General features: G+C 61.8%; 27 protein-coding genes. 21 read left to right on the forward strand and 6 right to left on the reverse strand.

The annotated features are described in order from the left end of the window. Positions 1 to 32 precede the first annotated feature (32 nt). From FMA36_RS14015 to FMA36_RS19310, 18 genes are all read left to right on the forward strand, one after another. On the forward strand, positions 33 to 2033 hold the full coding sequence (locus FMA36_RS14015; protein WP_159262935.1) for a lytic transglycosylase domain-containing protein: 2001 nt from the start codon (positions 33 to 35) through the stop codon (positions 2031 to 2033). Continuing rightward, the gene (locus FMA36_RS14020) at positions 2033 to 3337 is read left to right on the forward strand and encodes a DNA circularization protein (RefSeq protein WP_159262936.1); all 1305 of its coding nucleotides are present in this window, start codon (positions 2033 to 2035) and stop codon (positions 3335 to 3337) included. The genes FMA36_RS14015 and FMA36_RS14020 overlap by 1 nt, the downstream gene beginning before the upstream one ends. After that, positions 3334 to 4479: a phage baseplate assembly protein gene (locus FMA36_RS14025; protein ID WP_159262937.1), complete on the forward strand. Its 1146-nt coding sequence runs from the start codon at positions 3334 to 3336 to the stop codon at positions 4477 to 4479. Before FMA36_RS14020 ends, FMA36_RS14025 begins: the two co-directional genes overlap by 4 nt. After that, positions 4479 to 4955 (forward strand): phage baseplate assembly protein domain-containing protein, encoded by a 477-nt coding sequence (locus tag FMA36_RS14030; protein ID WP_159262938.1) that lies wholly within the window; start codon positions 4479 to 4481, stop codon positions 4953 to 4955. Before FMA36_RS14025 ends, FMA36_RS14030 begins: the two co-directional genes overlap by 1 nt. After that, positions 4952 to 5431, forward strand: a complete 480-nt coding sequence (locus tag FMA36_RS14035) for a phage GP46 family protein (protein WP_159262939.1) — start codon at positions 4952 to 4954, stop codon at positions 5429 to 5431. Before FMA36_RS14030 ends, FMA36_RS14035 begins: the two co-directional genes overlap by 4 nt. After that, positions 5403 to 6515 carry a baseplate J/gp47 family protein gene (locus FMA36_RS14040; RefSeq protein ID WP_159262940.1) on the forward strand — a complete coding sequence of 371 codons (1113 nt, stop codon included), beginning with the start codon at positions 5403 to 5405 and terminating at the stop codon, positions 6513 to 6515. Before FMA36_RS14035 ends, FMA36_RS14040 begins: the two co-directional genes overlap by 29 nt. Further along, a complete protein-coding gene (locus tag FMA36_RS14045; protein ID WP_159262941.1) occupies positions 6515 to 7111 on the forward strand; it encodes a YmfQ family protein in 597 nt (198 codons plus the stop codon). The genes FMA36_RS14040 and FMA36_RS14045 overlap by 1 nt, the downstream gene beginning before the upstream one ends. Positions 7112 to 7117: 6 nt before the next feature. Further along, the gene (locus tag FMA36_RS14050) at positions 7118 to 8287 is read left to right on the forward strand and encodes a hypothetical protein (RefSeq protein ID WP_159262942.1); all 1170 of its coding nucleotides are present in this window, start codon (positions 7118 to 7120) and stop codon (positions 8285 to 8287) included. A 103-nt stretch (positions 8288 to 8390) separates the two neighbouring features. Further along, a complete protein-coding gene (locus tag FMA36_RS14055) occupies positions 8391 to 8750 on the forward strand; it encodes a DUF3047 domain-containing protein (protein WP_159262943.1) in 360 nt (119 codons plus the stop codon). Next, the gene (locus FMA36_RS14060; protein WP_159262944.1) at positions 8747 to 9172 is read left to right on the forward strand and encodes a structural protein; all 426 of its coding nucleotides are present in this window, start codon (positions 8747 to 8749) and stop codon (positions 9170 to 9172) included. Before FMA36_RS14055 ends, FMA36_RS14060 begins: the two co-directional genes overlap by 4 nt. Further along, positions 9169 to 9639 (forward strand): phage fiber-tail adaptor protein, encoded by a 471-nt coding sequence (locus tag FMA36_RS14065; protein ID WP_159262945.1) that lies wholly within the window; start codon positions 9169 to 9171, stop codon positions 9637 to 9639. Before FMA36_RS14060 ends, FMA36_RS14065 begins: the two co-directional genes overlap by 4 nt. Before the next feature lie 180 nt (positions 9640 to 9819). Beyond that, on the forward strand, positions 9820 to 10044 hold the full coding sequence (locus tag FMA36_RS14070; RefSeq protein ID WP_240906376.1) for a hypothetical protein: 225 nt from the start codon (positions 9820 to 9822) through the stop codon (positions 10042 to 10044). Between the two features lie 2 nt (positions 10045 to 10046). Then, entirely contained in the window at positions 10047 to 10529 is a 483-nt protein-coding gene (locus FMA36_RS14075) for a hypothetical protein (protein WP_240906377.1), read from the forward strand. An 11-nt stretch (positions 10530 to 10540) separates the two neighbouring features. Beyond that, positions 10541 to 11302, forward strand: a complete 762-nt coding sequence (locus tag FMA36_RS19515; protein ID WP_240906378.1) for a hypothetical protein — start codon at positions 10541 to 10543, stop codon at positions 11300 to 11302. Between the two features lies 1 nt (position 11303). Next, positions 11304 to 11504: a hypothetical protein gene (locus tag FMA36_RS14085; RefSeq protein WP_159262948.1), complete on the forward strand. Its 201-nt coding sequence runs from the start codon at positions 11304 to 11306 to the stop codon at positions 11502 to 11504. A gap of 93 nt (positions 11505 to 11597) precedes the next feature. After that, the gene (locus FMA36_RS19765; RefSeq protein WP_276612583.1) at positions 11598 to 11732 is read left to right on the forward strand and encodes a hypothetical protein; all 135 of its coding nucleotides are present in this window, start codon (positions 11598 to 11600) and stop codon (positions 11730 to 11732) included. A gap of 25 nt (positions 11733 to 11757) precedes the next feature. After that, entirely contained in the window at positions 11758 to 12759 is a 1002-nt protein-coding gene (locus FMA36_RS14090; RefSeq protein ID WP_159262949.1) for a hypothetical protein, read from the forward strand. A 13-nt stretch (positions 12760 to 12772) separates the two neighbouring features. Beyond that, entirely contained in the window at positions 12773 to 13243 is a 471-nt protein-coding gene (locus FMA36_RS19310; protein WP_206065109.1) for a hypothetical protein, read from the forward strand. 67 nt (positions 13244 to 13310) lie between these two features. Here FMA36_RS19310 and FMA36_RS14100 read toward each other — a convergent pair whose 3' ends face one another. From FMA36_RS14100 to FMA36_RS14125, 6 genes are all read right to left on the reverse strand, one after another. Then, complete coding sequence (locus FMA36_RS14100) at positions 13311 to 14576, reverse strand: portal protein (RefSeq protein WP_240906379.1); 1266 nt, start codon at positions 14574 to 14576, stop codon at positions 13311 to 13313. A gap of 166 nt (positions 14577 to 14742) precedes the next feature. Then, a complete protein-coding gene (locus FMA36_RS14105; RefSeq protein WP_159262950.1) occupies positions 14743 to 16059 on the reverse strand; it encodes a phage terminase large subunit in 1317 nt (438 codons plus the stop codon). Then, positions 16043 to 16441 carry a terminase small subunit-like protein gene (locus tag FMA36_RS14110; protein ID WP_159262951.1) on the reverse strand — a complete coding sequence of 133 codons (399 nt, stop codon included), beginning with the start codon at positions 16439 to 16441 and terminating at the stop codon, positions 16043 to 16045. Before FMA36_RS14110 ends, FMA36_RS14105 begins: the two co-directional genes overlap by 17 nt. Before the next feature lie 459 nt (positions 16442 to 16900). Next, on the reverse strand, positions 16901 to 17992 hold the full coding sequence (locus FMA36_RS14115; protein ID WP_159262952.1) for a hypothetical protein: 1092 nt from the start codon (positions 17990 to 17992) through the stop codon (positions 16901 to 16903). A 318-nt stretch (positions 17993 to 18310) separates the two neighbouring features. Further along, positions 18311 to 19390 carry a DMT family transporter gene (locus FMA36_RS14120; protein ID WP_159262953.1) on the reverse strand — a complete coding sequence of 360 codons (1080 nt, stop codon included), beginning with the start codon at positions 19388 to 19390 and terminating at the stop codon, positions 18311 to 18313. 281 nt (positions 19391 to 19671) lie between these two features. After that, positions 19672 to 20226, reverse strand: a complete 555-nt coding sequence (locus FMA36_RS14125; protein ID WP_159262954.1) for a hypothetical protein — start codon at positions 20224 to 20226, stop codon at positions 19672 to 19674. Between FMA36_RS14125 and FMA36_RS14130 the strand changes: the two genes are divergently transcribed. From FMA36_RS14130 to FMA36_RS14140, 3 genes are all read left to right on the forward strand, one after another. Beyond that, positions 20225 to 20434, forward strand: coding sequence for a hypothetical protein (locus tag FMA36_RS14130; protein ID WP_159262955.1), 210 nt, complete (start codon positions 20225 to 20227; stop codon positions 20432 to 20434). The genes FMA36_RS14125 and FMA36_RS14130 overlap by 2 nt on opposite strands. A 295-nt stretch (positions 20435 to 20729) precedes the next feature. Further along, positions 20730 to 21701: a helix-turn-helix domain-containing protein gene (locus FMA36_RS14135; RefSeq protein ID WP_159262956.1), complete on the forward strand. Its 972-nt coding sequence runs from the start codon at positions 20730 to 20732 to the stop codon at positions 21699 to 21701. A gap of 98 nt (positions 21702 to 21799) precedes the next feature. Then, complete coding sequence (locus tag FMA36_RS14140) at positions 21800 to 22168, forward strand: SMI1/KNR4 family protein (RefSeq protein WP_276612617.1); 369 nt, start codon at positions 21800 to 21802, stop codon at positions 22166 to 22168. The last annotated feature ends 146 nt before the right edge of the window (positions 22169 to 22314 follow it).

Consider the following 22314-nt stretch of genomic DNA (forward strand, 5'->3'; position numbering starts at 1 on the left):
ATCAAAAGACAGACTGAAAGCGAGCGCGAATAATGGCTGGCGGATTTACCATCACCATCTCCGCTGTCGACAAGGCCAGCGCGAGGATGAACGACATCACCAAGCGCATCAACGCCATGAACGCCCCCGTCAGGAAATTCCGGGGGGCGTTTGGCCGTTTCATGGATGCCACTGGCGTGCGCCGCGTGGCCGGTGCCTTCCGCGACTGGTCGCGTGCCGGCCTGCAGGTGGCAGGCTCCCTGCTCAAGATCGTCGAGCCTATGGGCATCCTCACGGGGGCTGCCTCCCTAGCCGGGCTGTACAAGCTCACCACGGCCTGGGCGCAGTTCGGCACAAGGCTGGGCTTCGACGCCCAGCGCATCGGCATCATGCCCCAGAAATTGCAGGCCCTCCAGGGCGCTGCCGAGGAAGCCGGGGCATCCGCAGGCTCCATGACTACGGGCCTGCGCTCACTGCACGACAACATGGTCGACGCCATCGGCGGCCGTAATAACGAAGCCCTGCTGTATTTCCGGCAGCTGCGGATCAATATCGGCAGCATGCGTGGCGGTGTGCGCAGCGTCACGGATGTGCTGCCCGAACTGGCGGACAAGATCGCCCGCATCCGCGAACCGACATTGCAGGCCCGTGTTGCCACCCAGCTGCTCGGCGCAGCGGGCGAAGAACTGCTCCCCTATCTCCGTCGCGGCTCCAAAGGCATGCAGCAGCTGGAGGCGGATTCCCGCTACCTGGGCGTAACCAACCAGAAAGGCGTGCAGGCCGCCTATGATCTGCAGCTGGCCCAGACGCGCCTAGGCATGGCGACCCGTGGCCTTGCCTATTCCATTGCCGAACAGGCAGGCCCCGGTCTCAAGTCGCTGCTCGACTGGTTCACCAACCTTATCGCCAAGAACCGCGAGGCAATAGCAGCCCGCATCGGGCAGGCCGTGCAGACCTTCGCCAAATGGCTCATGTCCATAAACTGGCAACAGGTCGGCGACGAAATCGGCCAGATTGCCGATGATGCCCAGGATGTTGCCAAAAGCCTCGGCGGCTGGAAGGAAACCGCCAAGGATGTCGGCAAGGTCATTATGGCGTTGCTGATCACAAGGGTCATGTTTGGTCTGGGCATGATGATGGCCCGCATCGTGCAGGTGACCGCAGCGATCAAGGCCATGCGTGCTGCCAGTAGCGCGGCAGATCTGGCAGATGCCGCAGGCGCTGCCGCATCTGGTGGCGGAAGTGCTGCTGCTGCAGCAGCGGCAGGCGGCACCGGCATCCTGTCGCGCCTCGGCCGCTATGGCCGCACCGGACTGCGCTGGGGTGGCCGCGCCCTGGGCGGCGTGGCCATGGCAGGGCTGGCCTATGATATATGGAACAACGTTTTTACCGGCGGCGATCATCTGGCCAGTAACGATACGACCATTCATGGCAGCACGCTGAATAAGGACATTGCGGCTCAGGCACGTCTGGCCGCTGCAAAATATGGCCTCGATCCTGACCGCTTTACCAGCCTGCTCCAGACAGAGGGAGGTGGCTACGACCGCGTATCGCCCGCTGGCGCATTCGGGCCTGCCCAGCTCATGCCGAAAACGGCTGCCGGCCTGGGACTGCCTGACGATATCCACGCGCCTGGTTACAGCTGGCAGGGCAATCTGGACGGGGGCGCACGCTATTTCAGGCAGATGCTTGACCTTTTCCACGGCAACTACAATGCCGCTGAAGCGGCCTATAATGCTGGCCCCTTCAATGCGGGCGTGAAGCGATACGCCGCCACGGGCGACCCGTCAGGCCTGCCGGATGAAACGCAGAATTACGTCCAGTCCATCAACGCCCTGACCAGTTCCGCCAGGCGCATGAATGGCAGCGCCAAAAGCGATGGGAGTGCACAGGGCAGTAGCTGGAACGACTTCTCCCGCCGCATGACCATTGACCTGCGCGTGCATAACGATGGCCATCCCCAGGGCGCACGCGTCAGCGTCAAAGGCGCACGCATGGCCGGCGGCGGCCCAGCGCCCAAAATATCCACAGCAATGCCAACCGAGACAATGTAATGTCCGTAATCGACCTGTTCATTCCTGCGATCTGGCGCGGCGTTCCCTTCCTTGTGCGTGACGGCGGCGTCACTGGCGGCCGCAGGGCTGCCGTTCACCAATATCCCTACCGCGATGATCCCTGGATCGAGGACATGGGCCGCGCGCCGCGTGTCCTGACACTGTCCGGGCGCCTGGTCGGTGATGATGTCTACCTCCAGCGCGCCGCCCTTCTGGCCGCATGCGAGCTTGAAGGGCCCGGGCTGCTCATCCATCCCTCGCTCGGCCCGGTGCAATGTAGCCTGGTCGAGCCCATCACCCTGCGCGACAGCGGCATGGCCCAGCGCGAGGTGCAGTTCGAAATGGTGCTGATGCAGGCGGGATCGCGCCTGTATCCCAACCTGCTCATCAACACCCAGAGCGCGATCCTTGTGGCCGTGGCAGGGGCCGTTATTGCCGTGGCGGACATACTCGCCACTCAGCTCTCCAGCATCTCGTCCGCAGCGCCCTGCATCGGCCTTGGCGCCCAGAACGTGGCGAGTGCCTGGGGTGCAGGTGCCAGCGCGGCAGGCCGCGATCCGGGTGCCATCGCCAATGAAACCTCGGGCCTGACCAGCTATAACGGGCGCTATGCCGGGGGCAGTCTCGCCACGCCGGCACCGGCAGGCGCCACTGTTGCCAGCCAGCGCGCAGCCGTGGTCACCTCCCGCACCGCGATCGATGCAGCCGTGGGCAGCCTGTCCACCGCTGCCCTGTCCGTCGTGTCAGATCCCGCCACATGCGCCACGGCAGCCCGCAGCGTTGTCACCGCCATCCGCTCGGCCACGATCAGCCCGGTGGACCAGATGCGTGTGCTCTCCACGCTGGCCGGCTACACGCCCACGGTTATGAACACCACGGCCCCGATCGGTGCTGATGTCGCGCTGGTGCGTACCGCGCTGGGCGCAGCCCTGCGCCTGTCCGCCATCATCGGCCTGGCCGAGGCGATCGAGGCTGCCCAGCCCGACAGCGCGGAACAGGCGCAGGCCATGCTGGTCATGATCATCAACCTGATCGATACGGAAATCATCGCGGCGGCCGACAGCGCAAACAGCATGGCCTACAGCGCATTGCGCGACCTGCGTACCACCGTGGTGCAGGATCTGAGCGAGCGCGGCGCCCAGCTGGGCCATATCGAAACCTTTAGCTTCAACGCCTGCATGCCGGCCATCGCGCTGGCCTGGCGTCTTTACCGCGACCCGACCCGTACCCGCGACCTGATCGCCCGCGCATCGTGCGCCCATCCCCTGTTCATGCCCATGCAGTTCGAGGCCCTCGACCAATGAACCTCATCAACGCCCTGGCAGGCGGCGACCTGCCCGACATCAACACCGAAGTCAGCCTCACCATCGGCAACCAGAAATGGCAGGGCTGGCAGGAAATCCGCATCACCCGAGGGGCCGAGCGCTGCCCGTCAGATTTCGATATCGGCCTGACCGAGAAATACCTCGACACCAGCAAGATCGACATCCGCCCCGGCGATGCCTGCAAGCTCTCCATCGGCGACGTGAAGGTGATCGATGGCTATGTCGACGTGTATGAAATCAGCGTTGGCCAGGACCATCAGGTCCGCATTGTCGGGCGCTCGCGCTGTTCCGACCTGGTCGATACCCACGCCGTTGTTCCAGGTGGCCAGCTGGGCAACTGTGATCTGGTGCAGCTGGCCAGGCAGCTCTGTGCGCCCTACGGGATCGATGTGGTGACAAAAAACATCACGCTCCCGTCTACAGCCGGTGACCGCATCATCCAGTTCTTTAACGTAAATCTCGGCGAGACCCCCTATCAGCTGATCGAGGAATGTGCCCGCTATATGGCGGTCATGGTCTATGATGATGCCGACGGCAATCTCGTCCTGTCCTCTGTCGGCACAGACCAGCATGCCAGCGGCTTTGCCGAGGGTGTGAATGTGATGGAAGCCGGCGTCTCCTTCCGCATGGATGAACGCTTCAGTACCTATCTGCCCGTGCTGTTCAGCGTGCAGAACTTCAACGATTTCGATAACCCTAATGCAGGGAACGAGTTCACCCCGGTGCTCGACCCTGGCGTGCCCCGCTATCGGCCTTTCTTTGTCATCAGTGAGCAGAGCTATAATGGCCAGTTCCTCGCCGAGCTACGGGCGAAATGGGAACTCCAGCGCCGGCGGGGCCGCTCGCAGTCCGTGCGGCTTTCCTGTGATTCATGGCATGACAAGAACGGTAAGCTCTGGACACCGAATACCCTCGCCCCCGTGCATCTGCCCAGCCTCAAGCTGCCCGGCAAGACATGGCTGATCACGGATGTCACCTTCTCCAAGAGTGCCGAGACAGGCACCACGGCCGAATTGAACCTGATGCCACCAGAGGGCATGTCGGTCGAGCCTGCTGTCCAGACCCCGTTTGACTGGCAGGTTGATCAGGCCCTGCAGGAAGCCGGCGGGGAACAGGCCTGATGCGTCATCTTCTCTCGCGCCTGTTCGGTATAGGCCGCACCTCGTCCGCACCAAACGACAGCGGCAATGTCCAGTTGGTGCAGGTCGGCCTCAATGAATATGAAACGCTTGATGGGCGGCAGGTCATCATAGCCTATGGCCTGATCAGCTGCCCGCCAGTAGGGGCGGATGTCGTACTGACCTGCACTGGTGGCAAACGCACCGACAGCATTGTCACGGGCCACAACCATCAGGCCTATCGCTACAAAGGCGCGAAACCGGGTGAATCCGGCATCGCCAATATGGTCAACGGCAGCCTGATCCTGTGCAGGGAAAACGGGGATGTCTACATCAAGCCCGCATCCGGCAACGTTATCGTGGATGGCGGCACCGTCACGGCAGATGACTTCATCACCACGGGAGGAATCAAGCTCTCCGACCACGTCCATGGCGGTGTACAGGCCGGCTCCGCCAATACGGGTAAGCCCCAGTCATGACCGATATCCGCCTTGTCTATGACAATACGCGCATGGAATGCGACTGGGTCATCACCAATGGCGACCTCGACACGGATGCGGATCTGGAGACCGCGGTCCTGTTCAGCTTGTTCACCGATGCGCCTGCCCCCAGCGGCACTGTCATCCCCGACGGCACGAACGACCTGCGGGGCTGCTGGATCGATGGGATGGAAAGCTTCCAGATGGGCTCCCTGCTCTGGACGATCGAGGGCGCGAAAAAGTCTGGTAATGGCCTGCTCACCCATGCCCGCACCATATGCGAGCAGGCCCTGCAATGGATGATCGATGCCGGCATCGTGGGTGCCATCACGGTGCGGACATCGTGGCTGAACGCCAATTCCTTGAATATCCGCATCCAGCTGACAAAGCCCGATGGCAGCCCCCTGTCCTTCCAGTATGCGTGGGCGTGGAGGGACACCACGCGCAATGCCCTATCAACAGCCAACCCTTTCTGACCTGCAGGCGCAGGGCCTCAATGATATTGTTGCAACCAATATCACGCAGGGCCGCGCACTTTTTCCGCGCTCGGTCCTGCGCGCCCTGACCTGGTGCTTCGCCAACCTGACATGGGGCAATTATGATTTTCTTGCCTCATGCTACCGGCAGGCCGTCCCGTTCACCGCAACGGATGAAGCGCTCGATGGCTGGGGCGCCATGCGCGAGATCCTGCGCAAGGATGCAACAGCCGCCACCGGCACCGTTCAGTTCACCGGCGCAACCCCACAAAAGCCGCTGCCCATGGGCACCGTCATCATGCGGGCGGATGGGCTGGACTACATCACCACAGCGGATGCCGCGGCTGATGCTACCGGCACCCTGTCCGCTCCCGTCACCTGCCAGACCACCGGTGCGACCGGGAACTGTGATGCCGGCATCGCCTTCAGCCTGCTCACGGCTATCTCCGGTCTGCCAGCGCAGGGCGTCGCCCTGGCGGCGTTTACCGGTGGCGCCGATATGGAAACCGACAGCGAATACCGCACCCGCGTGCTCGCAGCCTACGCCTCGCGCGCGGGTGGCGGCCGGCAGGACGATTACGTGGAATGGGCCGAGGATGTAGCCGGCGTCACCCGCGCGTGGTGCAATCCCAACGGCTTCGGCCCCGGCACCGTCGTGGTGTATTTCATGATGGATGATGCCGAGGCGGCCAACGGTGGATACCCGCAGGGCACCGATGGCGGCGCTGCCGATGAAACACGGTATGCACCTGCCACGGGCGACCAGCTTACGGTGGCCGATGCCATCTATCCCCAGCGCCCCGCCACGGCGCTGGTCATCGCCTGTGCGCCAACGCCCTGCCCGATCGATGTCACGGTCAGGAACCTCTCGCCCAACACGACTGCCCAGATCACAGCCATGGAAACCGCCCTGGCCGATCTGTTCTACCGCGAAGGTACGCCTCTGGGCATGACGCTGGCCCAGAGCGATATCGAGGATGCCCTGCTTTCTACAGGCGCATCCTTTACCATGGTCTCGCCCGCCGGGCCGACCGATATCCCGGTCGGCAGCCTGCCATCCGTTGGCGCTGTGGTGCCAGCCTGATGGCTATTCCCTCCTACTCGGCCGATCAGCTGCTGGCCGCGTTCAAGCGCACGCTCTACCGGGGCCGCGCCTGGCCACGCGGTACCGACACGGTCATGCATGTCACGCTCTCCGGCTTCATGCCCGCGCCTGCCCGCTTCATCGCGGCCGCGCGCAACCTTGTGCCTGATGTCTTTCCTTCGACCACCACCAGCGTATTGCCGGAATGGGAAGCTTCCCTCGGCCTGCCCGATCCCTGCGCGGGCGAGAGCCCCACCATCGAGGAGCGCCGCGCCCAGGTCGTAGCGCGCCTGACCGATAGTGGTGGCGCATCGATCCCTTATTACGTCCAGTTCGCCAAGACGCTGGGTTACAACATCACCATTACCGAGTTCGCGGCTGCCCGTGCCGGTGCCCTGCGTGCAGGCCAGCCCTGCTGCGGCACGGCCTGGGCCTATGCGTGGCAGGTCAATGCGCTACAAACCACCGTCACCCGCTTCGCGGCCGGCCAGTCCTATGCGGGCGATGCGCTGGCCAACTGGGGCAATGCCGTCCTGGAGTGCGAGATCCGCGCCCGCGTGCAGGCCCACACCATTGTCATGTTTGCATACGGATAATTCATCATGGTCTATCGCATAGACGACCCGACTGCCGCGTCGTCACCGCCCGCAGTCCCATCAGCATCCGGCCTCACGCCGGGCTATTTCACCAATGGCAATCCGTCCGCCTCGCTCCCCGCCACGCTGGTGCCCGACTGGTGGCTCAACATGGTGCAGGGAGAACTGGAGGCGGCTGTCAAAGGCGGCGGCCTGACGCCCGACAAGACCAATAACGGTCAGCTACTGCTCGCCATCCAGGCCCTTGCTAAAGGGGCCGCCTCGGGCGCCGTGCTCGGCTCTCCCGGCGTGCTGGCCACGGGCGATGTGGCGGGTGGCGTGCTCTACTATTCCGCAGCCCTCAAGGGGCCTGCCTTCACCTACGGCACCACCACGGTCGGCCTGCTGACCACGACGGCGCTGGACGGCTACGTGACCACCGGCGCCCTGACCACGGCGCTGGCGGGCTATCTCTCGCTGGGCGGCGGCAACGTCACCGGCGATATGGACTGGGGCAGCAAGACCGCTGCGGGCACGGTGACGCACCGGTTCTGGTCGGCAGGGCCACCTGCCACGGGTGATGCCACGCCTGACGCGACCCTGACCGTAACGGGCGGCACGCCGGGCACGGCCAACCAGGGCACGTTCCGGCTCTCCACCGGCACATTCGACCTGAGCGGGTCGGGCAAGGTTCTGGTGCCTGACGTGGTGGATTTCACCACGCAGGAAGCCCTGAGCGCGAAGGTGGCCGAGGCGCGCTACATCGGGTCGGTGCTGGCGGCAGGCTCCACGGATGTCCGCGTCACAGACATTCAGGTAGGGAGCGACGGTAGCCTCAGTGTAACCGGAAGCGATGGGAATACATATGACTACGTCCAGTCCTCAATAATACAGTCAGGTGCTGTTTTTATTGAGAGGACGGGTAAGCTTATAAAGCAGGTATTCACGGTCACGTTGCCGAAAGGCCAAGGTTCCAGCAGTCTCGTCGTCACATTGCCGGTGGCGCTCTCGACGGCGATCATATCCGGCACAGGGAATGCGCTGAATGGAACTAATGGCAAGGTCATCCTTGTTCCTGCCGTGAACATACTCTCCGTAGAAGGCTCAATCAGTCAGGTTGAAGTTTTTGCGGATAATCTGGCGAGCCAGGCATGGTCAGAAACTGTGGATGTCCAGGTTACTGTCGAGGGATATTGATATGTCATGGAAAGAAGTATTTTCGAGCAGCCGTTACTGGGCCGTTTATAATCCCGCAGTTGCTGCCCCATCTCCTGTTCTCGCATGGGTTGATTTATCCCTGATGCCGGATGATGTGAAACCATCCTGGTGGACGTCCGATCTGTCGCAGATAGCGCTCACGGCAGCGCAATGGACAGCGCGGCAGACGACAGGACAGGGCATTCAGAACGGCGCAATCGTTGCCTATACGCCGCCCGCTGCTGTCGTGCCGCTGAAGACGCAGGCCACCAGTGCGCAGGCGTGGATACAACAGCAGGCCAATCTCGCCGCCGCGATGGGCGCGACCTTCACCGCTGACATGAAGGCCTATGTGCTGGCGATCAACGCGATCGCCAGCGGCACCGACACCACCAGCACCACCCTGCCTGCCCAGCCCACGGATGTGATGACGGCCACCACGACCACAGGAGCAACGACATGACCCCGCGCGGCATCCGCAACAACAACCCCGGCAACCTGAACTTTGCCCACCAGCCCGGCGCGCACCTTGAAACCGGCGTGTCCGAGCCACGATTTGCGGCCTTCCCGACCATGGCGGACGGCATACAGGCGCTCCGGGCGCAGCTTCTGCGCTACGGGCAGCGCGGCCTGACCACGGTGGCCAGCATCATCTCGGTCTATGCGCCCTCCACCGAAAACGAGACCACCGCCTACATCACCACGCTGTGCCGCCACATGGGCGTGCAGGCCGATACCGTGCTGGACCTGAACGACCCGGCCACGATGGCGGCCCTGATCGGCGGCATCACGACCATCGAGAACGGCCCCGGCCATCTCACGACCGCGCAGATTGACCAGGCGCTCGGCATTACGCCAGCGGTCAGCAACGGGGCATTATCGTGACCAGCGCGTGGATCGCCAGTCGCGCCCGCACGATCCCGTTCCACTTACCGGGTGACTGCGCGCTGCGAGGCGTCTCGGTCAGGCCATTCCCGCGCGCCTGGCCCGACAAGGCAGCAGATGACGCGCTCGATTATAGCGTGGATTACACCGCCTGGCTTGCGGACTGTAACGACACGATCAGCAAGATCGCGGTTGACGATGTATCGGTTGCTCCGGCCACAGGCCTCTCGATTGAATGGGCCGTGTTCGTCAACGGTATTGTCACCCTCGGCCTGTCTGGTGGTGTTGCCACTCTGCGCTACAAGGTCCGCATCGCCCTCACCACGGCGCAGGGTCGCACCATTGCCGGCATCTTCACGCTGCCCATTTCCAATATCGCGCCAGCTGTCGCGCCCGGCGATCTGACTGCGCCTGCCCTGACCTTCCCCGCCGGAACAATTACCATAAACGGCACCCCGAATACCTGATGCCTTGAATAACGGCGCGCCTGGCAGTTCGCTCTGTACGGGCATGCCGCCCATCTGCCATCCCTGATGCTCGTAATCTGATCGTGCACAAGGGACTGCCCTATGGAAATGTCACCTCCTGAACCGCCGGGGCAGGAACAGCAGATCAGTCTTCTTTCGCTGGATCGAAGGATGACTGTGATGGAAACAAAATTCGACCTCGACCGGGAAAGCCGCACCAAGTTCGAGCATGGTGTGGCGGCCCAGCTCACCACGTTGAACAACAACCTGTCGAGCATGCGGGATGAGAACACCCTGAAGAAAGGGACCATCCGGGGCATCGTTCTGGTGTTTGGCTTCTTCGGGTCCAGCGCTGGCGCAGGCCTGATCATGCTGCTCAAGCACCTGGCGGCAGGTGCTTCATGATCATGACGGTTGTCACCGGTCTGGATGTCGGGCAGCTCAAATATGACATTGTTCAGCCCACCCTCACAGACATCCGGCTGGATGGATCGGCTGCTGTCAATCTCATGACTGGTATCGCGCTGGCCGAAAGCCGGAGTGCCTATCTGCGCCAGCTCAATGGGCCGGCGTTGGGACTGTGGGCAATGGAACCGGCTGCGGAAGCGGACTGCTGGGCCTGCCTCAATACTCCGGAGCAGGCCCAGCTTGCGGGCCGTATACGCGCGCTGATGTCGCCCGATCCCAGCTTCATGCAACTGGTTTCCAATCTGCGCTATGCCTGCGCCATGGCGCGCGTGCGGGTGCTCCGCGCGGATGCTCCGTTGCCAAACGCTGCCGATGCGGCCGCGCTCTCTGCCTACCACAAGCAGTTTTACAACTCCGCCCTGGGCGCCGCGAACGCCGGGGCCAACCGCGTCCTGTTCCAGGCCGCGATCGATGCAACGTGAAGGATCGCCCCATGAACCCCAAATCGGCATCCGCATGGCTGCGGCAGCCCTCCACCCTGTTTTTCTTTGCCATCGTGGCTGGCACCGTTGTCGCCACCTGGTTCAATGTCATTCCGCAGGGTGCGGCCGTGGCGCTGCTGGCTGCATCCGTGCCGCTCCTGCTCAATGACACCACATCCGACACGGCCGCGAATCCGGCCCTGGTCGCGGTGGTAAGCGCGCTGGCCACGCACAGGGATGTCGGGCCGGCTGCCATGCAGGTCATCCGCGCTACGGCCCCGCACCTGCTGACCGATGGCACGCTGGCATTGCCCAAGCCCACGCCTCCTGCAAGCGCGCCCAGTCGGCCGACCGGCATGAGTGTGGCTGCCCTTGCCTGCCTTGTGGGCGCAGGCCTGGTGCTCACGGCCTGCGGCTCAACCACGCAGGTCAAGCTCAGGCAGTCGGTCAATGATCTGGAGAGTGCCTATTACGTCCTGGCTGACCCCATGCCCGATGTCATGGCTGGCAAGGTGCCGGGCATTACCCTGTCCGATACCGACAAGGCCCTGATCAAGAAAGCCAGCCAGAGCGTCTATAACGAGATCAGCGCGCTCCAGACGCAGATCGACAAGGGCAGCTCCCTGACCTCGACCGCCGTATCAGGTCTGGAGACCGACTTTGCCAGCTTCCAGACCTGCTGGACCGGCGTGCAGGCCGGCACCGTGCCCGCAGCCTGCACCGACCTGGTGCCCGCGACCACAACCACGACAACCACCACGACGGGAAACTGATATGACCGCTGCGGAAATCAGCGCCATCCTTGGCGCAGCCACCACCATCGCCGGCCTGGTCGAGAAATACGGCCCCGAGGTCTACACGGATGTGAAAGAGGCGATCGAGGCCACCCTGAGCAAGACCGGCCCCACCACGGCCGCGATGGACGCCCTGGCAGCCAAGTGCGCGGCCGCCAATGCCGCGATCCAGGCATCATGAAATCTCTGGCGATCTTCGCCGGTGGAATGGCGGCGGGAGCCGCCATTTCGCTTGGGGCCATCATGTGGCGCTTTGTCAGTGAATGCTGGGGTCATGGCCATGCATGACCTGCTGGTATTCGCAGGCGGCGCGATTGCCAGCCAGATCGTAGCCGTCGCCCTTTCCCTGATCATGTCCGCCAGGCGCAGGCGCAGCATTGCTGATCGCCTCGGCCCTCCTGCTCCCTGACCCATTTCTCCATCCCGGTGCCCTGATGCAATCATCCGACCTGCACGTCATCTGTGTCTTCTCCAACAATCGCGGCTGGAAATCGCGCGAGCGCCTGCTCCGCCGCTTCATTCCCCACATGCTCGACAGTGGAGTCAGCCTCACCGTGGTCGAGCACGTCATTGGCGAGCGTGGTTTTGCCCTCTCGGCCGATGATGATGCCTTCCGGCACGCCCGGCTGTTCCAGGTGCGCGGGTCCGACCGGCAGGAAAACTGGCTCAAGGAAGGGCTGATCCGCTACGGGCGGCAGCGTCTGCCCGATTCCGCCCGCTACATCGCCCAGATCGATGCCGACGTGTTCTTCCAGCGCCCTGACTGGGCACGCGCCACGCTCGACATGCTGCAGGTTCATCGCGTGGGCCAGCCATGGTCCTACTCGGTCGACCTCGGCCCGGATGAAAACCCGGTCGAGGATGAGAACGGCCGTATCATGGACCGTTCCTTCTGCGCCGCCTGGGCTGCGGGTGATATCCGCGTCACCCCAAATGACTATGGCCTGGGTCAGCCCACGCCCGGCTGGATGCTCAAGGGCGGCCGGCGCCGCGACTGGCGCCAGCATTACGGGTATGCATGGGCTTTCCGGGCTGATGTCTATGACGCCATCGGTGGGCTGCCCGACTGGCTGGTGACGGGCTCGGCCGATTACATATCCGCCATGGCCTTTGCCGGACTGCTCGACACATCCGACACCTACCCGTCGCCCAGCTGCACGCGGCGCCTGCAGCAGTTTGCCGCCCTGTGCGATGAGCACGTGCGGCAGGATATCGGCGTGGTGTCCGGCATGCTTTCGCATGGCTTCCACGGCCCCAAGCGCAAGCGGTTCTACCTCGACCGCAAGGATATCCTGCGTGAGGCCGCCTTCGATCCCGATCTCGATCTCGCCTATGACCGCCACGGCCTACCCTACCTGGCGCGCGATAACCGCATCCTGCGCGATGGCCTGCGGCGCCTGTCGGTCATGCGTGATGAAGACGCTAACACCATCTGAAAGGAACGATCCCATGCCCCACAATTATGCTGCCGACAGCACCTTCCAGGATGTCATGGCCCGTCTGGCCGGCACCGGCGCGACCTTCGCCCAGGTCTGGCCCGTGCTTCGCCCCGCCATCCTGTCGGGCCGTGCCCCGACGGTGGACGAATACAGGCCCCTCAATGCCCTGATCCATGAAGCCCATGCCAAGCGGATTGCCAGAAATGAAGCACTCAATGCACCGCACATGCACAGCAAGGTGGGCGACGTGGCAAACTCGGTGGGGGTGGAAGAGGAAGATGAGAAGCCTGCAGATGCCGAGGCAGCCCCCGTACAGCCGACCCAGATCACGGCGGACCATGTCGAGAAAACTCAGAGAGAGGTCCAGACGCCCCCGCCTGAATCAGAAAAGCCGGAGCCTGATGGGGATAAAAAGGCTGAAGAGCCCAAGAACGAATTAACCGACAAACTGGCAGCCGAAGAAAACAAAAAAAGCGGGTAAAAAAGCGGGTAATCACAGATTATGGAGTAAAGATAAGGCGGGGAATATCAGTAATTTATTCCCCGTTTTATATAGCCGTATCGGCAAAATAGGGCGGCCACTGCAGCGCAAGCCCGGTTGCGTCCAGCCTGGCGTAATCCTGTCCGCCAATATGCACGCCGCCTTCCAACACATGCGAAAACGCGCAGACCATGCGGTACAGCGCCAGCAGACCGTATTCGCCATATGAAAGACGCATGCGGTCCACGAGCCACAAAAGGGGCTGATAGAGCATTTCCATCGCCCGGCCCGATGTCGGGGCGGCAAGGCGGTCAGCCTGAGCGCGGTTGCCATGGATCTGCTCCATCACGCTGGCACGCAGTTCACGGTAATGGTCGCGCATCGCACCTGCGGCATCACCGTTGATTTCGAGCAGCTTGGCATCACCATCAAGCGGCAGGGTCAGGGCGGCTGATGCACCGCCAGTGCTGGTGGGCGTGCCATCGGCATAAGGGTCCGGCCCCGCGCGGATGACAAGCCGGGGGTCGGCACTGTATTTGAGACCCCGCCCGGATTGTGAGAGCAGGTAATCGCACTCGATAACCGTATCAATGGCCGGGGCAAAGGTGCATGGACCATCCACCGTGCCCGGTGCTGCCAGATTGGCCATCCACACCCACGGCACAAAGCCCAGACCGTGATGGGTGCTGCGTGTGCCATCAAGCCGGGTGGGCAGGCCGGCATCGACACGCTGGGGCACATAAACATGGCAGTCCGCCCGGTCCCACACGCGCAGCCACCAGAAAATGGTGGCAGCGTCCCCTGCGGCGATGGGCCAGCCCTGGGCTGCCAGCGTGGCGCCCGTCACCTTGAAGCACTCGGTCACCGAGGCAAGGAGGCCCGCGCCATCCCATTGCGGGGTGAGGTAGCGGGTATCATGCACCTGCACGCGCAGGCGGCGTGCAACGGCTTCGATCAGCACGGCAACCGATCCGGTCGCCCCACGCGTAGCGGCATCAAGCATGAGGGCTGGCAGCGCGGTCTCCGCCCCGAACTGCGCCAGAATACCGGGCAGTGCGGGATCGGTGGCAACCGTGGCGGGCCAGTGACTGGCGCCAAACAGGAGCGATACTGCATCATCCACCACCGCGCGGCACATATTGGTACGCACCGACGGGCGGCGCTGGCCTAGGGGTATGTATTCCCCTGCCCCGTTATATTCGGTGCCAAACGGGTTGGGTATGGCATCATATTGCGTTCCTTCAAGCACGCGCGCGAGTGCAGCAAGCGCATGGGTCCGTGCGGGCAGGTCCGGGTCACGGGGGTATGTTCGCTTGAGTTCCTGCCAGTCCATGAATTGGTTATCTCCGGCATAGGGTGAAGCTGCGCTGTCATGTTTGCCCGTAAATGGAGCATGAACAGTATTCAGGCAGAAAACAGGATTTATAAAGGTGATCCCTGAAGTATTCAGGAATGTACTGGTCTGGCACGGTATCCAGCGCCACATGCGCCCAGGCTTTCTAGCGCCCGAGGTTGAAGCGCGTGGGGGCCCAGCGCGCGGGGGCGGCAGGCGGTGCGCACAGCATAAGGTCGGTCAGCGCCCAGACCAGCGCATCTGCCCGGTCGGGGGAATGGGGGCCATGGTAACCACTGGCTGAAAACTGACAGAGCTGTTCCTCGAGTTCCGGGTAAATGCCATGATGGGTCACGCGGCCCTGTTCGTATAACGCCGCCACCGGCTCGGCGCGTGCCGCCTTGCCCCGGCTGGCGGTGACCATGCGCAAAGCGGCATTCGGGTTCAGTCCGCGCAGGGTGGCCTCAACCAGTGCGCCGCCAAAATTGTGTTCGGCTACAATGCGCTCGGCTGCCCAGTCGGCCTGCGCCTGCAGGGCGGCCCGTGCCCAGCCCGCAGGCGTGTCGCGGCGCGACAGGTCGGCCAGCACATGGCCACACCCCGCACCATCCACCCCGCATACGATGATGCCAATTTCATCGGAGCGGGTATCTTCCGGCCCGGCGCAGCCTGAGGGGTCAACCGCCACCACGATCCGCCGCATCTGCGTGCCTATATGGCGGCGGGTTGCAGGTGTTATTGCAGCGTCACGGCGAAAATTCTCCAGTCGCCACAAGGCGCCATCGACAGCCTGCTGGTATTCTCCTTCCACAAAGCGCCTGCGTTCACGCTCCGGCAGGGCCGCGAGTTGCGCCAGATACTCTGCCGAGAGATTGGCCCGGTTACCCTCAGGGTTGAGCTGCATGGTGGCGTAGCACGCAGGGTCTGGCAGGGGCTGGCCCGATGAAGGCTCGATACCGGATTCAAACACGCGGTAAAGCCAGTGCGCGGTGGTGGGCGGATTGGCATCGATATATTCCTTCAGCGCCAGGGGTGATTTCTGCGCCAGCCTTGTAAGCAGCATGTTGCGCGCGCCATAAGCGACCTGACTGGCTTCGTTAAGGTAGACAGTGGCGAATTCCAGCCCCAGTATCTTTTCAGTCCGTTCCTCGTCATCCAGGCCGCCAAACATGATGAGTGAGCCATTGGGCAGTGTCACGCTCCAGTCGGTGCGCGAGAGTTGCCACGGCACGGCGGGAAAACACCGACGCATGACGGTAGGAAATGTGTCGGCCACAATGGTGGCCCGCAAGGCGTTGAACCTGTGGCGGAATATGCCATGCCGCGTGCCCGCTGCCCGGAGCGCGCGAATGACTACCGCGCGCACCAGCACGAATGTCTTGCCCGACCGCGCGCCGCCGCGCAGCAGGATATGGGTGGCCCCGCCCCCCAGCAGCCGGTTGGCGGCATGCTGGTCGGGGGTGAGGCTAAAGGGCTGCGTCATCAGTCGTGATGGTAATGGCAATACCACCTGTCCCCTCGCCCCGCGTGTTGGAGCCCGATGGGCGCAGACGTGTTGCTACCCACATGCGGGCCTCCATGCGCAGTTTTATGGCTGGTACATCCTCCCGCCCCGTAGCGCGGTCAGCAATGGCTATGATCTCTTCGGCCAGCGTGTCGGCCGCGGCTTCACGCGCGGTATCATAGAGCACACGAAAGGCCGGGTTATCGCGCAGCCAGCGCAATATGGTAGCGCGGTGCGGCAGGGCCGGATCAGCACAGATGGCACGCAGGCTCTGCCCATCAGCCAGGCGCAGGCAGATTTCGTCGGCCAGCCTGCGGCTATAGGTGCTGCGCCGCGTGCCCGTGGCTGCGTGTTCGGGCATGCTGTTTCTCCGTAAGTGCATGACGCCCGGAAACCGCGGGAGCGGTGTCGGGCGTGGGTCTGTCATGATAGGATCTTTATGCTGAAAAACCGCGCAGGCAGCAAATACAGTTTCCAGAAAATCCTTATCCTGAACAAGGTGGTATGTCTGGTCCTGCACATATACGTAAAAATGGACTATATTATTTTGTGCAGGATGTTTTTCGCTGATGTGTTTTTTGTGTTTATACCACGACCGGCGCAATCTTGCGTAGACAGAATAGATACAGAACTGTCAGGATATGTTTCTTATACCTAAAAACCGTGCAGGCAACAATTTTCCTGTGTGGCGTAAAACCGCACAGCGCGGTGTATTAACAGGAGATACGCATCCCTGCATTGGAAAATGTAATAATGTGCCAGACTGAATCAATGCTCGATAAGCATAGATCGCATCACACACAGCAACCTGATACAGGACTCAGCCTTGTGGCACAGATGGCAAGAGCGTGTTAAAAGTCACGCACTCACTATCATATTCCCGCTGGCAGTATCGAAAACCGGTCAATGCATAAACCAGTTCTACCGGTATATCGAAGTAGAAATCGATCATATCCGGCAGGTAGCCGCTATCCGCTTCTTCCTTCTGCATATTGGTCACAATGACATCGAGTTGCGCAGGCGGTGTACCGGTGATGTGCAGGTCATGCGGACCACCGGGCAACGAGCGGGTGCGCGACGTACCAACATGGCGCACAGTCCACAATTGTGATCCGTTGGCATAGCCGGTGGCTTCCGTCATATAATCCGGTTCGTCGACAAACAGGGAAATGGCTGTGCACCCCGCCGCATAGGCCTGCATCCGAGTAACATGATGAAGGGCTGCGGCAGGGTCATTGAACCATATAACCGTCCATCCATCAGGCAGGCTGGCAACAGCGGCGGGTGCCGGGCGGTCTGCCTCTGTATTGCCAGTATCGGAAAGGTGCATGCGGTGCAGCACCTCTGCCCGATCAATGCCATGGAACAGGAACATCCCTACCCTGTAGCCAACCGGGCGCGGCGGGCAGCTCTCGCGTATCCACGGACGCAGGCGGATGGGCGCGAAGATGTCCTGCGTGCCTTCCGCCATCTCAAGCGGCGCGAATGTGACCCGGCCGTTGGTTATGGTATAGGGATAGACGTAATTCGCCGCCGTGCCATCGCGATGCGTGCACATGAGCACGGCAGCCTCGGCCTGCTTGCCGCTACCGGGCAACAGCACGGTGCAGTTGGCCGCCACCATCGCCGCGCGCTGGTAGCTGCGGGCCACCCTGTCGCGCAGGGCCTGTTTGAGATGGTCAAGCTGAACGTTGCCGTCCTTTTTATCCGGCATTGGTGCGTCAAACAGTTCAATGGCGCCACGATAGGGTTCGCGTGCCATCAGCGCGCCCAGGGGAGCAAAAACGCCATCGCGCCCCAGCCTGGCTTCTATTTCCGGCATGATGAAGTCGACAAGCGCCGTGAAGTCCTGCGGCGGCATGCTGAGCCAGTAGGGCTGATCCGCGTCATCCCCAACTTCATACTGATCCATTGCGCCGTCCTTGCTGGCTGTGGCGGCGTTCAGGTTACGTTCGGCACGCGAAACCTGTCAATCCGGCACCCCTGCATGGGCGGGGCACGGGCACGGCCTGTTCAGGTCGGCGTATCGATATCATCCTGCGCCGTATCGGGAATGTTATCGAAGCCGGTCAGCCAGTTCAGCGCCGCGTGCTGTTCCATCACGTTGTCGGGGCTGAAGCCACAGGCTGCCCTGCCTGAAAGCTTTTCCCTGCCTCGCGCAGGGTGGCATATGGAAGGAAGGCTGCATGCGCGACGCATCAGGCAGGGTCATGACCGGTGTCTTTTCCTGTCAGGCCGCGTGGCTGTGCCCTTCCTCATGGTCATGATCGTGGCAGTGATGCAGGTCGGGATAATGAGGGTGGCTGTGCTCAAGCCGCGTATGCACGTGGTAGTGGGTGTGCGGCTCCCCCGGCGGATCATCGGGGCCGTGGTCGTGCTGGTGGTGCGCGTCATGCACATGGCGATGGGTATGGGCCATTTCCTCATGCACATGCAGGTGGTCGTGGCGTTCGGTCAGGTGCAGCCATAGCCCGATGCCCATGAGCACTGCTGCCACAAGCAGCCGGGCCACGCCCTGTGCGGGGAACAACGCAAGCGACACCACCGCACCCACAAAAGGAGCCAGCGCAAAATATGCCCCCGTACGTGCCGCGCCCAGATGGCGCAGCCCCAGCATGAAGGCGACAAGGCTGACCCCATAACCCAGAAACCCAACGGCCGCCGCACCTGCCACCAGCGCTGCTCCCGGCAGGTGCGCGTGTTGCAGGCCAAAGGCTGCGAGCAGGTTGACGCTGCCCGCCACAATGCCCTTGAGCATGGCGATCCGCACCGGATCGACTGCCGAAAGACGATTGCTGAGGTTGTTGTCAATGCCCCAGCACACGCATGCGGCAATGATGTAAAGCGCCCCCGGTGCCAGCACAGCATGACCCTGCCATGACAGCACGCCCGCACCCAGCACGATGCACGCAGCGCCAAACAGCAGCCTGCGATCAACATTTTCACGAAACACCACCCATGCAATCAGCAGCGTTGCAATACTCTCGACATTGAGCAGCAACGAGGCGCTCGCCGCATCCGTGCGCTCAAGGCCAAGCATGAGCAGCAGCGGGCCAGCCACGCCGCCTGTGGCGATCACGCCAAGCAGCCATGGCAGGTCTCGGCGCGCCAGGGGAGCTTCATCATGCGTGGGCAGCCGCAAGGCTGCACGTGCGCCGAGCACCATTGCCAGCCCTATGCCGGAACCAAGATAGAGCAGGCCCGCTGCCATCTGGGCCGACATGTCGCCAAGCAGCAGCTTGGCAAGGGGCGTGCTTGCGCCAAACAGCACGGCGGAAAGCAGGGCAAGACAGAGGCCGGTGGTTTTCATGTTCCAGACATATCATGTCATACTCGCCCCTGTCATGCATGGGAGAAGGCAACGGATGCTTGAAGGTTGTATCAGGATTGCGGGGCGCCAGGTCGACCTGCTCCGGCAACCGATCTGGCGAGGATCGGATAGGCAATAAGGTGGGTCCGGTCAAGTTTTCTGCAAGGCTTTAAAGATAGCCACTTTGAAAAAGCGGCACATCAAAGCTTTTACTTTTTAAAAGCTTTTACTTTTTATCAGAACATTGTTTTAAAAATATATTTCAATACCAGAACACCATCTCATCGCCACTGTTCATGCAACATGTCAAGCGCCCTGTGCAGGGTACGGATGCGGGTGCCAGGATGTTCATCCAGGCCGCATACGGCGCAGACCACACGCGCCCGGGCAGGCGTAAGCAGGGCCAGCGCACGGTCAATGGCGTGCCGTGCGTTTATGCTGGTTTCGGTTTCTTCCAGCATGCCCCTGCCCTGTCCGGCTTGCGGGCTGTAACGCTGCACCAGCCGGCCTGTGCGTGTACAACGCCGCCAGCAGGTCCTGAAGCGCAGCCCAACCGCATGCTGCTCGGCGCTCAGGGCAGCATTGACGCGATAAAACAGCCGGTCGAGTTCGCATGTATCCGTCAGGCGGCGCACGGTGTGCGGGCGTGCTCCGGGTGTGAGTTGCACGCGGGTCTGCTCCACCGGGCGCATCAGCGCTGCGGGGCCATCGGCCCCCATGTCCGGTTTCAGGCCTGCTGCGATATCGCGCGCGTGCAACCGGGCACGGCGTTCAGCCCGCAGCACGGCGGCAGCATGGACAGGCGCTGGTGAAAAGGGAGCGCGCGGAGTGGGCATGGCAATTCCTGTACGACTTTGTGCAACAAAGTCATATTATCGCCACAATGTGCAGGCAGACAATTTTACTGCCCGCCACATCGTTCATGCCAGTCCTCAGGCCGCCGGTAAGCATGCCTTAAAGCATGCGGTGAGCATTCATGACATCAAACGAGCACAAGGCCCCATGATGGGCCAGACAGGCCCGGCCCTTCATCGCTGGATGTGATATTGCTCCGTGCACTGAGCGTAATGACAAGCTTGTAGTCCGTATTCCCGTCATGCACTATATGCGAAGTCGTTGGCCGTGGGCACCATCTTGCCGGGGTGCATCTGCATCATGGCCTGCAGTAGGGCATCCTTTCGCGTGATGTACCGCTGGCAAGGTTCGTGGCTGGCCCCACCGATGCATCATCATTCAGGAATGCAGGCAATTTACGGAAATGGGACACTTCCTATTAATTTATTATAATGGGATATATCCCCTCTACCCTTTGTGCTAATAATGTGGGATATTTCCCATTATGGATGAGATACGCTCCCCCGCCGCCGCCGAGATTGAACGCCGCATGGAACGGCTTAACCTCAATAAAAAACGTCTGGCCGATCTGGCCGGGCTGAACGAGACCTACGTGCATGATATCCTGCGCGGCAAATCCCGCAATCCCGGAGGCGACCGGCTGGAAAAAGTGGCCGCCGTGCTGGGCTGCACCGCAAGCGATCTGCTGCGTGGTGGCAACGGTGGCGGGGCGGGTGCCGCAGCCTCCCGGCTCAAGGCCCTGCGGGAGCGGGCGGGTTATACCGTACGGGCGCTGGCACGCGACGTGGGCATGGGAGAGCGGTTTTCCAGCTATGCTTTTTATGAGAACAAGCTGAAAAAAGACTTCATTCCTGTTGAACTGGTGCGCAAACTGGTCCCCCTGCTGACTGATCGTGGCGACCCACCCATTGCCGCATCGGAAGTCTGGGCCCTGTGCGGCATCGTGCCTGGCGCCACGGACCTGAACGAGAGCATAAGCCGCGCCGAACGCGCGAGCATGCCGGTGCATAACGAGGATGGTGCGGTGACCGTGCATGAATACGACATTTCGCCCCAGGCCGGAGCGGGCGCTATTGTGGACCATACGGCCGCAGGCGAGGGCGAGAGCCACCCCACGTTGGATTCATGGCGCATCCCGCGTGATTTCATTCGCAATTACCTGCCGGATACCGGAGGACTTGCCATCATCCGCGTGGCGGGCAATTCCATGGAGCCGGAATTCGTGGCGGGTGATCGCGTGCTGGTCGATACGGGCCACCGCATCCCCTCGCCTGATGGCGTGTATGTACTGTGGAACGGCATGGGCGTGGTCATAAAGCAGTTGATGCTGGTGCCCAATTCCCGCCCGCCGCGCATCCGCATCATCAGCGTTAACCCGACCTATCCGGTGGATGAGGTCGATGCCTCTGACCTCGTGATCAATGGGCGCGTGGTTGGTAAATGGGTATGGAAGTAATATTTTTAGAATATATTGGTAAAAAATATCTTTTAATGGCCTTGTTTCCTGCATAAAAAAACAATTTATGTAATTCTATTGAAGTTTGTGATGAAATAATTACCCCTTCCTCTAAAGATATTGCCTATGGCGGAAGCATATTGAGCCAGAAACCACCGCCAAGTTACCTGTTCTTTTCCGAGAATTATGGCTACGCGTCCATTTTTACCGATGAAATATTTTCCATCTACCCTGAGTTCGATCGCGATATGTCCAGCGGTGATATCGCCGAGCGCACCCTGCTCTATCGCCAGCAGAATGCTATAAAGCCAACGGAAATCGTTCTGTGCCAAACGGATTCCGCGGAAATATTCGTGCTCGATACGACCCGTGTCGATGCACGGGGAGAATATCCGGTTCTGCGCAAGGTCGGTGATGAATCAGCCTTGCACGCCCCTACATTTGCCGATTTCATTATAAAATTATAGCCAGAACGTCATGGCCTGACCGCGGGCATCATAAATCCCGCCCGCGCCCCGCTGCCCTACTGGCGCCGCATTCGGGGCGTAGGCACGTGTTCATGCATTCTGTCATGCCTTGCCCCGCGCGTGGTCACGGCCCCATCCGGGCCGGA

This window comes from Komagataeibacter xylinus (assembly GCF_009834365.1).
GTDB classification, from domain to species: Bacteria; Pseudomonadota; Alphaproteobacteria; order Acetobacterales; family Acetobacteraceae; genus Komagataeibacter; species Komagataeibacter xylinus_D.

Excerpts from the sequence above, each read along its gene's own strand:
- FMA36_RS14055 (WP_159262943.1), top strand. The coding sequence starts at position 8,391 with ATGCCGGATGATGTGAAACCATCCTGGTGGACGTCCGATCTGTCGCAG.
- FMA36_RS14125 (WP_159262954.1), bottom strand. The coding sequence starts at position 20,226 with ATGCCCACTCCGCGCGCTCCCTTTTCACCAGCGCCTGTCCATGCTGCC.
- FMA36_RS14100 (WP_240906379.1), bottom strand. The coding sequence starts at position 14,576 with ATGGACTGGCAGGAACTCAAGCGAACATACCCCCGTGACCCGGACCTG.
- FMA36_RS14090 (WP_159262949.1), top strand. The coding sequence starts at position 11,758 with ATGCAATCATCCGACCTGCACGTCATCTGTGTCTTCTCCAACAATCGC.
- FMA36_RS14130 (WP_159262955.1), top strand. The coding sequence starts at position 20,225 with ATGGCAATTCCTGTACGACTTTGTGCAACAAAGTCATATTATCGCCAC.
- FMA36_RS14025 (WP_159262937.1), top strand. The coding sequence starts at position 3,334 with ATGAACCTCATCAACGCCCTGGCAGGCGGCGACCTGCCCGACATCAAC.
- FMA36_RS14075 (WP_240906377.1), top strand. The coding sequence starts at position 10,047 with ATGACGGTTGTCACCGGTCTGGATGTCGGGCAGCTCAAATATGACATT.
- FMA36_RS14030 (WP_159262938.1), top strand. The coding sequence starts at position 4,479 with ATGCGTCATCTTCTCTCGCGCCTGTTCGGTATAGGCCGCACCTCGTCC.
- FMA36_RS14020 (WP_159262936.1), top strand. The coding sequence starts at position 2,033 with ATGTCCGTAATCGACCTGTTCATTCCTGCGATCTGGCGCGGCGTTCCC.
- FMA36_RS14115 (WP_159262952.1), bottom strand. The coding sequence starts at position 17,992 with ATGGATCAGTATGAAGTTGGGGATGACGCGGATCAGCCCTACTGGCTC.
- FMA36_RS14035 (WP_159262939.1), top strand. The coding sequence starts at position 4,952 with ATGACCGATATCCGCCTTGTCTATGACAATACGCGCATGGAATGCGAC.
- FMA36_RS14070 (WP_240906376.1), top strand. The coding sequence starts at position 9,820 with ATGGAAACAAAATTCGACCTCGACCGGGAAAGCCGCACCAAGTTCGAG.
- FMA36_RS14135 (WP_159262956.1), top strand. The coding sequence starts at position 20,730 with ATGGATGAGATACGCTCCCCCGCCGCCGCCGAGATTGAACGCCGCATG.
- FMA36_RS19765 (WP_276612583.1), top strand. The coding sequence starts at position 11,598 with ATGGCCATGCATGACCTGCTGGTATTCGCAGGCGGCGCGATTGCCAGC.
- FMA36_RS19515 (WP_240906378.1), top strand. The coding sequence starts at position 10,541 with ATGAACCCCAAATCGGCATCCGCATGGCTGCGGCAGCCCTCCACCCTG.
- FMA36_RS14040 (WP_159262940.1), top strand. The coding sequence starts at position 5,403 with ATGCCCTATCAACAGCCAACCCTTTCTGACCTGCAGGCGCAGGGCCTC.
- FMA36_RS14105 (WP_159262950.1), bottom strand. The coding sequence starts at position 16,059 with ATGACGCAGCCCTTTAGCCTCACCCCCGACCAGCATGCCGCCAACCGG.
- FMA36_RS14060 (WP_159262944.1), top strand. The coding sequence starts at position 8,747 with ATGACCCCGCGCGGCATCCGCAACAACAACCCCGGCAACCTGAACTTT.
- FMA36_RS14110 (WP_159262951.1), bottom strand. The coding sequence starts at position 16,441 with ATGCCCGAACACGCAGCCACGGGCACGCGGCGCAGCACCTATAGCCGC.
- FMA36_RS14120 (WP_159262953.1), bottom strand. The coding sequence starts at position 19,390 with ATGAAAACCACCGGCCTCTGTCTTGCCCTGCTTTCCGCCGTGCTGTTT.
- FMA36_RS14050 (WP_159262942.1), top strand. The coding sequence starts at position 7,118 with ATGGTCTATCGCATAGACGACCCGACTGCCGCGTCGTCACCGCCCGCA.
- FMA36_RS14085 (WP_159262948.1), top strand. The coding sequence starts at position 11,304 with ATGACCGCTGCGGAAATCAGCGCCATCCTTGGCGCAGCCACCACCATC.
- FMA36_RS19310 (WP_206065109.1), top strand. The coding sequence starts at position 12,773 with ATGCCCCACAATTATGCTGCCGACAGCACCTTCCAGGATGTCATGGCC.
- FMA36_RS14045 (WP_159262941.1), top strand. The coding sequence starts at position 6,515 with ATGGCTATTCCCTCCTACTCGGCCGATCAGCTGCTGGCCGCGTTCAAG.
- FMA36_RS14015 (WP_159262935.1), top strand. The coding sequence starts at position 33 with ATGGCTGGCGGATTTACCATCACCATCTCCGCTGTCGACAAGGCCAGC.